Genomic DNA, 15,330 nt, shown 5'->3' with positions numbered 1-15,330 from the left:
CCCTCGGCCGGTACGAGGCCGACGTACGCCCCCCTTCGCCGCGGGTGCCAGGTTGGTAGCGGGGCGCGGGTTTCGTCTCGCGCCTCCGGCGCCTGGAGCACGGGCCGGGTGGGGGCGGGCGCCGCGCCGTCACCACCCCTCGGCCGGTACGAGGCCGACGTACGCCCCCCTTCGCCGCGGGTGCCAGGTTGGTAGCGGGGCGCGGGTTTCGTCTCGCGCCTCCGGCGCCTGGAACACGGGCCGGTGGGGGCGGGCGCCGCGCCGACAGCACCCCTCGGCCGGTACGGGGCCGACCTACGCCCCCCTTCGCCGCGGGCGCCATGCCGGTAGCGGGGCGCGGGTTTCGTCTCGCGCCTCCGGCGCCTGAAACACGGGCCGAGTGGGGGCGGGCGCCGCGCCGTCGCCACCCCTCGGCCGGTACGGGGCCGACGTACGCCCCCTCGCCGTAGGCGCCAGGTTGGAGACGGGCGGCGCCTGACCGGCCGTTTGGCCCCCGGACGGCCCGCATCGGGGTACCCATCCAAAAACGCTTGATCTGGCGCAAGTACCACATCAACCGTTTTCCAGGAGGCACCCCGGCCCGGCGGACGGCATCGGACGGCGGCCCGGCACCACCGAGCCCGCAACCGGCCGTCCGCCCCACCGGCCCGGCGGACGGCGACGCGGCCCCGGCCCCGCCCCCTCCCCGCCCGATGCTCCAAGCACCTCAGGCGAAACGGCGCCGCACCCGACCGAGCCGCGCCCGGCACCACCGACCACCCGGCGCCCCCGCTCCCGCACTCCCTTCCCAAACACTTGATCTGGCGCAAGTATGAGGTCAAGCATGTCGCGAAGGAGGTGCCCCATGGGGGTCAAGGACGGTTTCGACTCGGCCGTGGACGAGATCCGCGCGTTCAACCGGATGTACACCCGGCTCATCGGCGTCCTGGACTACCCCGGGCAGCTCAACACCCCGTACTCGCTCAGCGAGGCCCGCATCCTGTACGAGCTGGCCCACCGGGAGCGCACCCAAGTGTCCTGGCTGCGCACGGAGTTGGGGCTGACAGCCGCGTATGTGAGCCGGACACTCGGCCGGTTCGAGGAGCGGGGGCTGATCACCCGGGAGCGGCATCACCGGGACGCGCGCTATCAGGAGGTGCTGCTCACCGACGCGGGGCGGGCCGTGGCGGAGGAGTTGGAGCAGCGGTCGCGAGAGGCGGTGACGCGGCTGCTGGCCACACTCCCCCGCACCGAGATGGGGCGGTTGCGGGAGGCGCTGGCGACCGCGCGCGGGGTGTTCGACGGGCCGAGGGAGCCCGCCGTCCGGCTGCGGGGGCTCGAACCGGGGGATCTGGGGTGGATCGCACAGCGGCACGGGGCCCTGTACGCACAGGAGTTCGGGTGGGATGCCTCGTTCGAGGCCCTGGTGGCCCGTATCGTCGGGGACTTCGGCGCGGGCCATGACCCGGTGCGCGAGCGGGCGTGGATCGCGGAGATCGGCGGGCGTCCGGTGGGGTCGGTGCTGTGCGTACAGGACGAGGCGCCCGATACGGCCCGGCTGCGGCTGCTTCTCGTCGAGCCGGAGGCGCGGGGGCGGCGGATCGGTGAGCTGCTGGTGGGCGCGTGTGTCGACTTCGCGCGCGAGGCCGGGTACGGCGAGCTGGTGCTGTGGACCAACGATGTGCTGACCTCCGCCCGCCGGATCTACCAGCGGGCGGGGTTCGAGCTGGTCGCCGAGAAGCCGCACCGTAGTTACGGGGTGACTCTGGTCGGCCAGGACTGGCGGCTCAGCCTCCAGGGAGGATGACGTAGACGGGGCATCATCCGACCGGAAAACCGCTCGCGCCGCCGGTCCGGCACCGCAAGGATCAATGCGCACAAGAACGGCGCACGAGCAAAGGGTGTACCCCCTGAGTACGCAGCAGGTCATTCACTGGACCGAGGACGGCCGGGCCCATACCGCCCACTGGCGTTCCGAGAGCGGTGCGCCGCCGCCCCGGCGGGTCGAGGTCGCCGACGACCGGATGGCGGCCGACCTCGCCTACCGGCTCTCGTGCGAAGGCACCGCGCTGCTGTGGCGCGGTGACTTCCAGGGCGCCCGCCAGCTGCTGAGCGCGCTGGCCCGCCGGGTCGACCGGGGGCCGCACCGCGCGCGGGGGCGGCGGACGCCCGCCGAGTCGCCGGCCGAGGCGTTCCACCAGCACCGCCGGACGCAGTCCCGGCGGGCCCGGGTGCTGGGCATGCTGCTGGTGCCGCTGGACGGCGACTTCGGCGTGCCGCTGCGTCGGGCGCCGGACGTACGGGAGGCGTGCCGGGAGGCGTACGGCCCGGCGAGTCGGCCCTCGGTGACCTCGCTGCGCGAATTACTGGGTCTGATCGGCGCGTACGAGTGGCGCAGAAAGGGCGTCGAGGTGCCGGCGCTGGGCGGCGACCGCGTCCATCCGCACTACGGGGTCTTCTCCCCGGTGCGCGGCGAGTACGTCGATCTGGTGGCGGAGGCTCCGCTGCCCTCCCGGGAGCTGGCCTTCGACATCGGCACCGGCACCGGCGTGCTGGCCGCGGTCCTCGCCCGGCGGGGGATCGCCCGCGTCGTGGCCACGGACCAGGACGCGCGGGCGCTGGCGTGCGCGCGGGAGAACGTGGCGCGGCTGGGCCTGTCCGGACCGGTGGAGGTGGTCGAGGCGGATCTCTTCCCGCCGGGCCGCGCCCCGCTGGTGGTCTGCAATCCGCCCTGGGTACCGGCCCGGCCCAGCTCACCGGTCGAGTACGCGGTGTACGACCCGGGGAGCCGTATGCTGCACGGCTTCCTGGACGGCCTGGCCGGCCATCTGGCACCGGGCGGCGAGGGCTGGCTCATCCTCTCCGACCTCGCCGAACACCTCGGGCTGCGGCCGCGCGCCGAGCTGCTCGCCGCCTTCGACGCCGCGGGGCTGAGGGTCGTGGGCCGGCTGGACACCCGGCCCGTGCACCCCCGGGCCCTCGACCCGGCCGATCCGCTGCATACGGCCCGTGCGGCGGAGGTGACCTCGCTCTGGCGGCTGACCGCGGCCTGATGGCATCGGGGCCACCTCTGATCGCCGGTGATCGGCACGGCGGGATTGACCCTGCCCGCGCCCCTGCTTAGCGTCCCCGTGGAAGATCCCCGACGACCAACGGAGCCCGTATGAAGCTCGCCTTCTCCACCCTCGGCGTCCCCGGTCTGCCCGTGCGCGATGTCGCGCGGCTCGCCGCCGGGAGCGGGTACCACGGGGTCGAACTGCGCGCTCACCCCGAGGAGCCGGTGCATCCGGGCCTCGGTGCGGGCGAACGCGCCCAGGTGGTGGCGGAGTTCAAGGCCGCCGGGGTCGAGATCCTGACCGTCGCCGGATATGTCCGGGCCGGCCAGGCCGGACCGGACGAGCCGGTGCTGACCGGGCTGCGGGAGCTGCTGGAGCTCGCCCACGACCTGGGCGCGCCCTACGTCCGGGTCTTCCCGGGCGGCGGTGAGCAGAGCGCGGAGGATGCCGACGCCACGGCCGCCCGCCGTCTCGGGGCCGCCGCGCCCCGCGCCGCCGACCTCGGCGTACGGCTGCTGCTGGAGACCCATGACTCGCACCGGACCGGCGCCGACGCGGCCCGCGTCCTGGGGCCCGTCGGCCATGGCAGCGTCGGCGCCATCTGGGATGTGATGCATCCCTGGCTGGGCGGCGAGGACCCGGCCACCACCTACGCCACGCTCTCCCCGCATCTGGGCTATGTGCAGGTCAAGGACATCGCGTCGGCAGAGGACACCACCCCGCTGCCGCTGGGCGCCGGGGTGCTGCCGCTGACCGAGTGCGTGGAGCTGCTCAGCCGTGAGGGCTGGGACGGCTGGCTGTGCTGGGAGTACGAGAAGCGGTGGTATCCGCGAGCGGAGGAGCTGCCGGGGCTGCTCGCCCCGGGCCGGGACCATCTGCTGCGGCTGCTCGCCGACGCGGCCTGAGCCGGGGGCGAGGCGGCCGGCCCGACGGCAGCGAGGTCAGCGCCACCCCGCCCACCAGCAGCGCCGCCGCCAGCCAGCGCAGGGGGCTGATCCCCTCCCCCAGCACCAGTGCCGCCGAGGACATTCCGAAGACGGGCACCAGCAGCGAGAAGGGCGCGACCGCCGAGGCGTCGTAGGTGCGCAGCAGAAACCCCCAGGCGCCGAAGCCGAACACGGTGGCGACCCAGGCGACGTAGACGATCGCGCCCGCCCCGGCCCAGTCGAGCCTGCGCAGCGCGTCGAGATCGGGGTCGGCGCCCTCGAACATCAGCGAGAGGCCGAGCAGCGGCAGCACCGGCACCACGCTCACCCACACCATGAAGCTCAAGGCGTCGGGCGGCGCGGCCTTGCGGGTGAGGACGTTGGAGATACCCCAGAAGGCCGCCGCCGCGATGACGAGGACGAAGCCGAGGAGCGGGCCCGAGGTGCCCTCGTCGACGGCGGCCGCCGCGATCCCGGCGAGGGCCACGGCCATGCCCAGCAGCCGGCGCCGGGTGGGGCGTTCGGACAGGACGACGGCCGCGAACAGCGCGGTGAAGACCGCCTGGATCTGCAGCACCAGCGAGGCGAGCCCGGCCGGCATCCCCTCGTGCATCCCGATGAACAGCAGCCCGAACTTCGCCACGCCGAGCGCGAGACCGACCCCGAGGATCCACCGCCAGGACACCTTCGGCGGGCCGACCAGGAAGACCGCGGGCAGTGCCGCCGTCAGGAACCGCAGGGCGCAGAAGAACAGCGGCGGGAAGTGGTCCAACCCCACGTCGATGACCACGAAGTTGACACCCCAGACGGCGGTGACGAGGACCGCGAGGGCGATGTGTGCAGGTCGCATGGGTCGAGGATCACGTGGCCGGACCATGTAGCACCAGCGCGGATGCCTTCATGGTTGGATGTAGCAACGGTTAAAGGCGGAGGAGGGCCCATGCTGGATCTGGCCCGGCTGCGGGCGCTGCACGCGGTCGCCGTGCACGGCTCGGTCAGCGCCGCCGCGACCGCGCTCGGCTACACCCCGTCCGCCGTCTCGCAGCAGATCGCCAAGTTGGAGCGGGAGACCCGCACCACCCTCCTGGAGCGGCAGGGCCGGGGCATCGCGCTGACCGACGCGGCCCGGCATCTGGCCGCCACCGCCCAGCAGCTGCTCGCGATCGTCGAGCAGGCCGAGACCACGCTGGAGGAGCGGCGTGGGCGGCCGGCCGGGCGGCTGATCATCGGTGCATTCCCCTCGGCGGCACGCGGGCTGATGCCCGTCGTGCTGGCCCGGCTCGCCGCCGAACACCCCTCCCTGGACGCCCGGCTCGTCGAGGTCGACCCGCATCTGTCGGTGGATCTGGTGGCGCAGGGTGTGATCGACATGGCCGTCGCACACGACTGGGACATCGCCCCGCTGCCCGCCCCGGACGGACTGGAGCGGGCGGTCATCGGGGACGATCTGTGTGATGTCCTGGTACCGGCCGGGCATCCGCTGGCCGAGCGCGCCACCCGCGACGGACGGCGGGCGCTGCGCCGCGAGGATCTGCCGGGGCAGCGCTGGATCTGCCAGCCGCCGGGGTCGGTGTGCCACGACTGGCTGGTCCGTACGCTGCGCGCCTCGGGCCATGAGCCGGACCTCGCCTATCAGGCGGCGGAGAACCACACCCAGATCGCGCTGGTCGCGGCCGGTCTCGGCATCGCGCTCATGCCCCGGCTGGGCCGTGGCCCGCTGCCGGACGGAGTGCTGGCGCTCCCCCTCGAACCGGTCCCGGTCCGGCGGCTGTACGCCCTGTGGCGCACCGGCGCGGCCCGCCGTCCCGCGATCACCGAGACCGTACGCCTCCTCCGCGACCTCTGGCCACAACGCGCGGGGTGACGGCGCCGGCTGTCACTATGGGCGCATGCGCCCCGTTACCCACCGATTCGACGCGACGGTGCCGCACACGGAACCGGGACGGGCGGGCGTCCGTCCCAGTGGTGTGCTGATGGGGAGTCTCCGCAGAGCGGTATCGGCCTCGCTGCTGGCTGCGTCGCTGACCACCCTCTCCGCCGCCTGCGGCCATCAGCACCCCGCCGCCGGCGCGCACCCCTCCCAGAGCGTCGGCGGCGTCACCCCGCCCGCCACACCGCGCTCGGGGCGGATCGACACCGGGCTCGTCTCCTTCATGAGCACGGCCGGCTCGGTACCGGAGGTCCATACGGTGCTGCGGAGCAGGGGCGAGCTCACCGCCTTCGCGGGGCGGTTCGGGAAGCGGGGGTCCGAGATCGCCGCGAAGGCCGGGCACGTCGACTTCTCGCGCACGGCGCTGGTCGGCTGGTCCACGCTCACCGGATGCGCCCAGTGGCCGTCCGCGACGCTTCACCGCTCCGGCGACCGGCTCACCCTGGTGGCGGCCCGGCATCCCGAGCCGCCGCCCGAGTGCTTCGCGCCGTTCCATGTGATCGCCGTCTTCGAGGTGGCGAGGGAGCGGCTGCCGTCGCACCCGCACTTCGCTGACTGAAGCCGACGTGTCCTGAACGAACGTGAACCGAAAAACCCGTTCCCATTGACCCGGCCGGGCTTTGTGTTTCAGCGTGTCCTATCAACGTCAGCCACCCCCTCCGACGTCCCATGGAAGGAGTGCGGGTGCCCGCACCCACGTCTCGCCGCGCCCTGTTCGCCGCCGTCGCCGCCGCCGCGGCGGCCACCGCCTGCGGGCCGCGGACGACCAGCCCCTCCGCGCCCGCATCGAGCCGCCGTAGCCCCTCCGGCACCGCTTCGGCGACCGGCTCCCGCCCCGCCCCGGCAACGGGCCGCGACCGCGACCGTGACCGCGATCGCCGGCGCGTCGACGCGCTCATCGGGCGGATGACGCTCGATCAGAAGATCGGCCAGCTCTTCGTCATGCGGGTGTACGGCCATTCGGCCACCGCCCCCGACCCCGCCGATGTCGCGGCGAACCGCAGGGAGATCGGCGTCGCCAACGCCGCCGAGCTGATCGCGAAGTACCACGTCGGCGGGATCATGTACGCCGGGTGGGCGCACAACATCCGCGGTCCGCACCAGGTCGCCGCGCTGTCCAACGGGATCCAGAAGGCCGCCCTCGACGGCTCCGCCCCCGTTCCCGTCCTGATCTCCACCGACCAGGAGTACGGCGCCGTCGCCCGCGTCGGCGCGCCCGCCACGCTCTTCCCGGGCGCGATGGCGCTCGGCGCGGGCGGCAGCGCGTCGGACGTCCGGACGGCGGCCCGTACCGCCGGAGTCGAACTGGCCGCGCTCGGCATCCGGCAGGACTACGCCCCGGTCGCCGACGTCAACGTCAACCCCGCCAACCCGGTGATCGGTGTGCGCTCCTTCGGCGCCGATCCGCGCGCCGTCGCCCGGCTGGTCGCGGCGCAGGTCAAGGGCTATCAGAGCGCCGGGGTGGCGGCCACCGCCAAGCACTTCCCCGGGCACGGCGACACCACCGTGGACAGCCATATCGGGCTCCCGCGCATCACCCACTCCCGGAAGGAGTGGGAGCGGCTGGACGCCCCGCCGTTCCGCGCCGCGATCGAGGCGGGCATCGACTCGATCATGACGGCGCATCTGCTGTTCCCCGCGCTCGACCCGGCCGACGACCCCGCCACCCTCTCCCGCCCCATCGTCACCGGTGTGCTGCGCGGCGAACTCGGCTACGACGGTGTGGTGGTCACCGACTCGCTCGGGATGCAGGGTGTGCGCGAGAAGTACGGCGACGGCCGGGTCCCGGTGCTCGCGCTGAAGGCGGGCGTGGACCAGCTGCTCAACCCGCCGCATCTCGGCACCGCCTGGCAGGGCGTCCACAAGGCGGTCCGGGCGGGCGAGATCGGCGAGGACCGGATCGACGCGTCCGTGCGGCGCATCCTGGAACTCAAGGCACGCCGCGGCATGTTCGACGATCCGTACACCAGCGACCGCGCCGTGGACCGCACGGTCGGCATCCGGGCGCACCGCGCCACCGCCGACCGGATCGCCGACCGCACCACCACCCTGATCACCAACCACGGGCGGCTGCTGCCGCTGTCCCGCCGCCGCCATCGCTCGCTGCTGGTGGTCGGCGTGGACCCCGCCGCCCCCTCCGGCACCGGCGGCCCGCCGACGGCGGTCCTCGCCCGCGCCCTGAGGGGCCTCGGCTTCACGACCGAGGCCCTGTCCCTCGGCACGGGCACCGCGCCCGACCCCTCGCCGGGCCGGATCGAGACGGCGGTCGCGGCGGCGCGGGGGCGGGACGCGGTGATCGTGGCGACGTACGACATCGAGGCCGGGTCCAGCCAGCGCACGCTCGTCGCACGGCTCGTGGCCACCGGCACCCCGGTGGTGCATCTGGCGCTCCGCAACCCGTACGACATCGCACGGCTGGGCGGCGAGGGCAAGGGCCCCGGGGCATCGCTGGCCACCTACTGCTGGACCGATGTGGAGCTGCGCGCCGCCGCCCGGGTCATCGCCGGCCGGGCCGATCCGCGCGGCCGACTGCCGGTCGCCGTGCGGCGCGCGGACGACCCGTCCCGGGTGCTGTACCCGATCGGGCACGGCCTGTCGTACTGAGCGGAGTACGGCCGCCGACGGGCAGAACAGCAGCCGTCGGGGTGCAGACCGGGCCCGGGACGGAGTCCCGACGGCGCGCGGGCCGGGACCCGGGGCAGAGTCCCAACAGCGCGCGGGCCGGGACCCGGGGCGGAGTCCCAACAGCGCGCGGGCCGGGACCCGGGGCCAAGCCCCGGGCCCCGGCCCGCGCCACCGCGCTACGGCCTCAGCATCGGCTCGCGCTCGACCTCGCGGCGGTCGAGCTTCGCGTCATGCCTGGCGAGCGGCTTGGCGGTCGGGGCGACGCCCGCCCACTTCTGGACCTCCGCCGTGGCCTTGGCCTTCTCCGCCGCCGCGAGCTGCCCGATGTTCGAGCCGTGGTTGCCGCCGGCGACCGTGAAGACGTACGAGTCCTTGGCGCCGTTGCCGAGCCGGAACCGCTCCGCGCCCCACGGGTCGTTCTGCCCGTACACGAACAGCATCCGCCGTGCGTCATGGCGCACCCAGCTGTCCACGTCCCGCATCGCGGCCGGCCTGAAGCGCATCGGGATGTCGCGCGGCACATAGCTGCGCGGGGTGTAGATGCCGGGGTAGCGCAGCAGGCCCTTCAGATGCGGGGTCCTGAAGTCGGGCGAGCCGAGCTCGGTGCCCGCCTGGTAGTAGTACGGCGTGTACGTCGCCAGGCCCTGGTCGGTGTAGGCGGAGAAGCCGGAGATGTCGTCGATGAAGCGGTACAGCTCGTCGGTGGAGGCCGTGGGCGCGGGGACGTCCGCGCAGTCCTTCAGCAGGTGGTACTGCCAGAAGGCCCACACCAGGTCGAGGACGACGTTCTCGTACGCCTTGTCGGCGCTGCCGACGACGGTGAAGGTCTGCCCCTCGTCGTCCGCCCACTTCTGATAGCGCGCCACGATCTCGTCGCGCCGCACCAGCGCCTCGCGCTGCACGGCGTTGAGCCTGGTGCGGCACTCGGCGGTACCGACGCCCGCGAAGAAGTGGTCGTAGGCCGAGTCCTCGGTGTTGACCACGTCGTTGGGCGCGACATAGGCGACCGTGCCGGCCATGTCGCGCGCATAGAAGCGGCGGTAGTACGTCGCCGTCATACCGCCCTTGCTGCCGCCGGTGGCCAGCCACTTCTTCCCGTAGACCGGCTTCAGCGCCCGGTAGAGGCGGTGCTGGTCACTGGCCGCCTGCCAGATGTCGAGCTTGGACCAGTCGGCGGGCTGCGGCCGGGACGGAGAGAAGAATCGATACTCCATCGACACCTGGTTGCCATCCACGAGCTGCGTCGGCTCGCTGCGGCGCGGTGCGGTGGCGACGTTGTAGCCGGAGGTGTAGAAGACCGTCGGCCGGTCCGTGGCCTTGTGCAGCAGGGTGAACCGCTGCTTGAAGGTCCCCTTGGACGGATGCCGGTGGTCGATCGGCTGGGTGTAGGTGAAGACGAGGAAGCGATAGCCCTCGTAGGGCTGCTCCTCGACGAAACTCATCCCGGGTATCCGCAGGACGCGTTCCTTGATGTCCGGCTCCGTGGGGGTGGCCGCTCCCGCGGACGCGCTTCCGGCACCCACGCCGGCCACCCCCACGAGTATCACGAGCGACAACAGCCATCTGAGCACCTTGCGCATTCGTTCTCCCCTTGTTCCCCTTCAGTTCGCACAGGTCGCCGAGAACCTATCGGGGCACAGACGCCCCCGCCAGGGGCCCGCCATGACGCCAACCACCCGCCGCACACGGAGAGTTGTTGCCCCCGCCCTCTTTCGTAGCGGGCTGTGATGGCCCATCCTGCCTTTATGGACCGAGACGAACGGCACGACCGGAGCGAACGGGCCGAGCGGCTGACGCGGTATCTGACCGAATTACAGGAACGAATCGATCCTCGCTCGCTCGAGCTGCTGATGCGGCTGCTGCGCGAGCTGAGCACCTCACCGGCCGTCCGCGGGGGGACGTATGAGCTCGGTATGGGGCCGGAGGAGAAAGAGCTGTTCACCCCCGCGTTGCAGGCCGAGCTGCTGGTGCTGTTCGGCCTGCTCACCTCCCAGGACGAGCGCGTGGTGGTCGACCTCGGCGACAGTCCGCACGCCAAGGGCATGAAGGTGCTGGTGCCTCAGGACCGGGCCCAGGACCCCGATTTCCTGCACCGCCACAAGCAGCGGGTGGCGGCGGAGGCGGAGCAGCGGGAGCACGACCGGCGCGAAGTGGAGGGCATCGCGAGGGTCAGCGGCATGGAACCGTGATGTTACCGTCCGTAATGACCGGCGAACGCCCAGCGTTACCGGCCGTATAGCCACCGGCCGGCCTGCCCGCGCCTTCGCCCCTGCCTTTACCCGTGCCTTCGCCCACGCGGCGACGCGGGTTCGCTACGCGCCGACGGGCGCCGCCTCACCCGTGAAGGTGCGCCACAGTCCGGCGTACCGTCCGTCGCGCGCCACCAGTTCCTCATGGGTGCCGTCCTCGACGACCCGACCGTGGTCCAGGACCACCACCCGGTCCGCGCGGGCGGCGGTGGTCAGCCGATGCGCGACGACCAGCGTGGTGCGACGGCCCGCCAGACGGTCCGTGGCCTGGCTGACCAGGGCCTCGGTGGCCAGGTCGAGCGCGGCAGTGGCCTCGTCGAGCAGCAGGATGTCCGGGTTCACGAGCTCGGCGCGCGCGAGGGCGATCAACTGCCGCTGCCCGGCGGACAGATTGCGCCCGCGCTCGGAGACCGGGTGCAGATAGCCGCCGTCGAGCGAGGCCACCATGGCATGGGCGCCGACGGCCCGCGCGGCCGCCTCCACCTCGGCGTCGCTCGCGCCGGGGCGTCCGTAGGCGATCGCGTCGCGCACGGTGCCGGGGAAGAGATACGGCTCCTGCGGGACGACGCCGAGGCGGTTGCGGTACGCGGTGAGGTCGAGCTCCCGCAGATCCGTACCGTCCACGCGCACCGCGCCCGCGGTGGCGTCGTAGAACCGGGCGACCAGCTTGACGAGCGTGGACTTGCCCGCGCCCGTCTCACCGACGAACGCCACCGTCTGCCCGGCCGGGATCGTGAGGTCCACCCCGGTCAGCGCCTCCTCGCCGTCCCCGTACCGGAAGTGCACATCCTCGAACGTGACCTCACCGCGCACCTCTCGCACCTCGCGCGGCGCGGCCGCGACCGGAGTGGTGGTCGGCTCCCGCAGCAGCTCCTGGATGCGGCCGAGCGACACCGTGGCCTGCTGATAGCCGTCGAAGACCTGCGAGAGCTGCTGGACGGGCGCGAAGAACAGGTCGATGTAGAGGAGATAGGCGACCAGCGCACCCGCGCTCAGCGTGCCGTCCCCGACCCGCCCGGCGCCGACGATCAGCACCAGCGCGGCGGCGGTGGACGACAGCAGCTGGACGAAGGGGAAGTACACCGAGATCAGCCACTGGCCGCGCACCCGCGCCTGGCGGTACGCGTCGCTGCGCGCCGCGAACCGCTCCCGGCCGGACCGCTCGCGCCGGAACGCCTGCACGATCCGCAGCCCCGCCACGCTCTCCTGCAGATCCGCGTTGACGACGCTCACGCGCTCGCGCGCCAGCTCGTACGCCTTGACGCTCCTGCGCCGGAAGAAGAACGTGCCGATGACGAGCGGGGGCAGGGTGAGGAAGACCACCAGCGCCAGCTGGACATCGATGACCAGCAGCGCCACCAGGATCCCGAAGAAGGTCAGCAGGCTGACGACGGCGGTGACCAGACCGGTCTGGAGGAACGTCGACAGCGCGTCGACATCGGTGGTCATCCGCGTCATGATCTTGCCGGTCAACTCGCGCTCGTAATAGTCGAGCCCGAGCCGCTGGAGCTGCGCGAAGATCTTCACGCGCAGCGCGTACAGCACCCGCTCACCGGTCCGCCCGGTCAGCCGCGTCTCGCCGATCTGGGCCACCCACTGCACGCCCACGACGCACAGCGCAAGCCCGGCCGCGGACCACACCGCCCCGAGCGCGAGCCGCTGGACGCCCTGGTCGATGCCGTGCCGAATGAGCACGGGCAGCAGCAGCCCGGCGATCGCGTCGATGGACACGAGCACCAGGGCGACCACGAGCGGCGCCCCGAAGCCGCGCAGCAACTGCCGCAACCCGTACGCCTCCTCGGACCGCGCGGCCCGCTCCTCGTCCACATCAGGGGTGTCGGTGGCGGGCGGCAGGGCCGCCACCTTGGCGAGCAGATCGGGGGTGGCGGGCATCCCGGCCAGCGCCCCGGCGATCCCGGGACCGGCCACCGGGGCGGCGCCCGCGCCGGCCGCCGTGTCCGCCTTACGGTCGTCACCGTCGCGCCGCACCCACAACTCGGGCGTCACGCCGTCCACGGTCCGGTCGTGCACCCGGCCCGCCCGGTCCAGGACGCGGCCACGCACAGGGTGCGCCGCGGCGCCCGCGGCGGCGGCCACGGTGCGGTCACCGCCGCCCGCCTCCGCCGTGACGTGCGCGGGGTCGTCGGCGCCATGCCGCCGGGCCCGCGCCGCCGCCGTCAGGCCGGCCGGGTCCGGGCCCGCGTCCGTTCCCGCGTGGTCACCGTTCGAGGACGGCTCCTCGCCGAAACGCGGCTCGGCGAGGGCCGCCATGTCCCGATCCCCCCGGCTGATGGGGTCCGCCGCGGCGGTGTGCGCGGGGTCGTCGGCGCCATGCCGCCGGGCCCGCGCCGCCGCCGTCAGGGCGGCCGGGTCCGGCCCACCGGCCGCGGCCCCGGCCCGCGACGGGTGCCCACGGTGCCCGCTCCGGTCCGGCGCCGCCGCATCCGCACCGGCCGGCGCGCCGTCGCCGTTCGCGGACACCTCGTCATCGAGGCGCGGCTCGGCGAGACCCGTGGCCGCGGCCTCGCCGCCGAAGGCCCCGGCGAGACCCGCCGCCCGGGCGTGCTCCGGGTCGTCGCCGCCGTGCGGCCGCACCCGCGCCTCCGCCGTCGGACCGGTCAGGTCCGGGGCCGGCACCGCGCGGGTGCCGCCCGCCGGCGGCAGGCCCTCGGCGGCGGGCGCGCCGCCGAGGGCCGCGGCGCCTTCACGGGTCGCCCCGCCGGCGAGGCGCCCGGCCGGGTCGCGGGTGATGCCGCTCAGCTCGTCCGGGTCGGTCAGCAGCCGCCGGTACAGCTCGCACCGCTCCCGCAGCTCCGCGTCCGTGCCGACGTCGATCAGCCGGCCGCGGTCCAGGACCGCGATGCGGTCGGCGAGGGCGAGGGTGGAGAGGCGGTGGGCGATCAGCAGGGTCGTACGCCCGGCCATGACGCCCCGCAGGGCTTCGTGGATCTCGTGCTCGACGCGCGCGTCCACCGCCGACGTGGCGTCGTCGAGGACGAGCAGCCGCGGGTCGGTGAGGATCGCGCGGGCCAGGGCCAGGCGCTGGCGCTGGCCGCCGGAGAGGGTGAGCCCCTGCTCGCCGACCTCGGTGTCGTAGCCGTCCGGCAGCGCGGTGATGAAGCCGTCGGCCTGGGCGGCGCGGGCGGCGGCCCGGATGCGCTCCTCGGTCGCGTCCGGCAGCCCGTACGCGAGGTTGGCGCGCACGGTGTCGGAGAAGAGGAAGCTGTCCTCGGGCACCAGACCGATGGCCCCGCGCAGCGACGCGTACGTCAGCTCGCGCACATCGTGGCCGCCGATCCGCACCGCCCCCGAGGACACGTCGTAGAACCGCGGCAGCAGCATCGACAGCGTCGACTTGCCGCTTCCGGAGGCGCCGACGACGGCCAGCGTCTCGCCCGGCTCGATGCGCAGCGATACCTCGGACAGGACCGGGCGCCCGGGGTCGTAGCCGAAGGTGACCCGGTGGAACTCGACCGCCGCGGGCACATCCGCCGGCAGGTCATGGGCGTCGGCGCGCTCCTCGATGGCGGGCTCGGTGTCGATGAGCTCGAAGACGCGCTCGACGCCGGCCCGCGCCTGCTGGCCGACGGTCAGCATCATGGTGAGCATCCGGACCGGGCCGACGAGCTGGGCCAGATACGTCGAGAAGGCGACGAACGTGCCGAGCGTGATCTGGCCGCGGGTGGCCATCCAGCCGCCGAGGGCCAGCATGGCGACCTGGCCGAGGGCGGGTACGGCCTGGAGGGCGGGGGTGTAGCGGGAGTTCAGCCGTACGGTGCGCAGCCGGGCGGCGAAGAGGCGGCGGCCGACCTGGCGGAGCTTGCCGGTCTCCTGCGCCTCCTGCCCGAACCCCTTGACCACCCGGACCCCGGTGACGGCCCCGTCCACGACGCCGGCGACGGCGGCGGCCTGCCCCTGGGCGTACCAGGTGGCGGGGAACAACCGGACGCGGCTGCGCGAGGCGATGATCCACAGGGCCGGGGCGACGGCGAGGGCGACCACGGTGAGCAGTGGCGACAGCACCGCCATCACCACGAGCGAGATCAGGAAGAGCAGGAGATTGCCGATCATCATCGGCACCATGAAGAGCAGGCCCTGGATCAGTTGGAGGTCGCTGGTCGCCCGGCCGACGATCTGGCCGGTGGACAGCTCGTCCTGCCGCCTTCCGTCGAAGCGGGAGATCGACGCGAACATCTCGTTGCGCAGATCGTGCTGGACGTCGAGCGCGAGCCGTCCGCCGTAGAAACGGCGGACGAAGGTGAGGGCGTAGACGACGAGCGCGGCGACGATCAGCAGCCCTGCCCAGGGCGCGAGCGATCTGTCGTGCTTGACGATCACATCGTCGATGATCAGCTTCGGTACGAGCGGGACGAGTGCCATGACGGCCATCCCGGCGAGCGAGGCGCCGAGGGCGAGCAGCACATCGCGGCGGTACCGCCAGCAGTAGCGGGTCAGCCGCCGCGCCCAGCCCTGGTCCGTGTCCTGTATGTCGCCCGCCATGTCGCCCGCCACCCGTAACCCTCCCGATCCGCTTCTGCTGCCGGAAGGCACCAACACACTGGTGT

At 73.5% G+C, this 15,330-nt stretch carries 9 protein-coding genes and 1 pseudogene; 7 read left to right on the top strand and 3 right to left on the bottom strand.

Annotation, left to right across the window (positions count from 1 at the left end):
- Positions 1–844: 844 nt before the first annotated feature.
- The 3 genes from ABZS71_RS24280 (at position 845) to ABZS71_RS24270 (ending at position 3,940) form a co-directional block, all read left to right on the top strand.
- Positions 845–1,786, top strand: coding sequence for a helix-turn-helix domain-containing GNAT family N-acetyltransferase (locus ABZS71_RS24280; RefSeq protein WP_356213516.1), 942 nt, complete (start codon positions 845–847; stop codon positions 1,784–1,786).
- Between the two features lie 103 nt (positions 1,787–1,889).
- Positions 1,890–3,032 carry a class I SAM-dependent methyltransferase gene (locus tag ABZS71_RS24275; protein WP_356213555.1) on the top strand — a complete coding sequence of 381 codons (1,143 nt, stop codon included), beginning with the start codon at positions 1,890–1,892 and terminating at the stop codon, positions 3,030–3,032.
- A gap of 110 nt (positions 3,033–3,142) precedes the next feature.
- Positions 3,143–3,940, top strand: a complete 798-nt coding sequence (locus ABZS71_RS24270) for a sugar phosphate isomerase/epimerase family protein (RefSeq protein ID WP_355858346.1) — start codon at positions 3,143–3,145, stop codon at positions 3,938–3,940.
- Positions 3,941–3,983: 43 nt separating this feature from the next.
- Here the strand turns inward: ABZS71_RS24270 and ABZS71_RS24265 are convergent.
- A pseudogene (locus ABZS71_RS24265) lies at positions 3,984–4,811 on the bottom strand (EamA family transporter); the annotation flags it as partial.
- A gap of 90 nt (positions 4,812–4,901) precedes the next feature.
- Between ABZS71_RS24265 and ABZS71_RS24260 the strand changes: the two are divergent.
- From ABZS71_RS24260 to ABZS71_RS24250, 3 genes are all read left to right on the top strand, one after another.
- Complete coding sequence (locus ABZS71_RS24260; RefSeq protein ID WP_356213513.1) at positions 4,902–5,825, top strand: LysR family transcriptional regulator; 924 nt, start codon at positions 4,902–4,904, stop codon at positions 5,823–5,825.
- A gap of 25 nt (positions 5,826–5,850) precedes the next feature.
- Positions 5,851–6,450 carry a hypothetical protein gene (locus ABZS71_RS24255; protein WP_355858340.1) on the top strand — a complete coding sequence of 200 codons (600 nt, stop codon included), beginning with the start codon at positions 5,851–5,853 and terminating at the stop codon, positions 6,448–6,450.
- A gap of 125 nt (positions 6,451–6,575) precedes the next feature.
- Complete coding sequence (locus tag ABZS71_RS24250; protein ID WP_356213510.1) at positions 6,576–8,495, top strand: glycoside hydrolase family 3 protein; 1,920 nt, start codon at positions 6,576–6,578, stop codon at positions 8,493–8,495.
- Between the two features lie 197 nt (positions 8,496–8,692).
- Here ABZS71_RS24250 and ABZS71_RS24245 read toward each other — a convergent pair whose 3' ends face one another.
- Positions 8,693–10,096 (bottom strand): aminopeptidase, encoded by a 1,404-nt coding sequence (locus ABZS71_RS24245; RefSeq protein WP_356213507.1) that lies wholly within the window; start codon positions 10,094–10,096, stop codon positions 8,693–8,695.
- Between the two features lie 165 nt (positions 10,097–10,261).
- Between ABZS71_RS24245 and ABZS71_RS24240 the strand changes: the two genes are divergently transcribed.
- Entirely contained in the window at positions 10,262–10,705 is a 444-nt protein-coding gene (locus tag ABZS71_RS24240) for a hypothetical protein (protein WP_356213505.1), read from the top strand.
- A 123-nt stretch (positions 10,706–10,828) separates the two neighbouring features.
- Here the strand turns inward: ABZS71_RS24240 and ABZS71_RS24235 are convergent, their stop codons facing one another.
- Complete coding sequence (locus ABZS71_RS24235; protein WP_356213502.1) at positions 10,829–15,265, bottom strand: ABC transporter ATP-binding protein; 4,437 nt, start codon at positions 15,263–15,265, stop codon at positions 10,829–10,831.
- Positions 15,266–15,330 lie beyond the last annotated feature (65 nt).

It is taken from the genome of Streptomyces sp. NPDC005393, from assembly GCF_040606675.1.
Classification (GTDB): Bacteria; Actinomycetota; Actinomycetes; order Streptomycetales; family Streptomycetaceae; genus Streptomyces.
Note: the sequence above shows the minus strand (reverse complement) of the source record. Positions and strands in the feature narration are given on the sequence as shown.

Excerpts from the sequence above, each read along its gene's own strand:
- ABZS71_RS24245 (WP_356213507.1), bottom strand. The coding sequence starts at position 10,096 with ATGCGCAAGGTGCTCAGATGGCTGTTGTCGCTCGTGATACTCGTGGGG.
- ABZS71_RS24270 (WP_355858346.1), top strand. The coding sequence starts at position 3,143 with ATGAAGCTCGCCTTCTCCACCCTCGGCGTCCCCGGTCTGCCCGTGCGC.
- ABZS71_RS24240 (WP_356213505.1), top strand. The coding sequence starts at position 10,262 with ATGGACCGAGACGAACGGCACGACCGGAGCGAACGGGCCGAGCGGCTG.
- ABZS71_RS24235 (WP_356213502.1), bottom strand. The coding sequence starts at position 15,265 with ATGGCGGGCGACATACAGGACACGGACCAGGGCTGGGCGCGGCGGCTG.
- ABZS71_RS24280 (WP_356213516.1), top strand. The coding sequence starts at position 845 with ATGGGGGTCAAGGACGGTTTCGACTCGGCCGTGGACGAGATCCGCGCG.
- ABZS71_RS24260 (WP_356213513.1), top strand. The coding sequence starts at position 4,902 with ATGCTGGATCTGGCCCGGCTGCGGGCGCTGCACGCGGTCGCCGTGCAC.
- ABZS71_RS24255 (WP_355858340.1), top strand. The coding sequence starts at position 5,851 with ATGCGCCCCGTTACCCACCGATTCGACGCGACGGTGCCGCACACGGAA.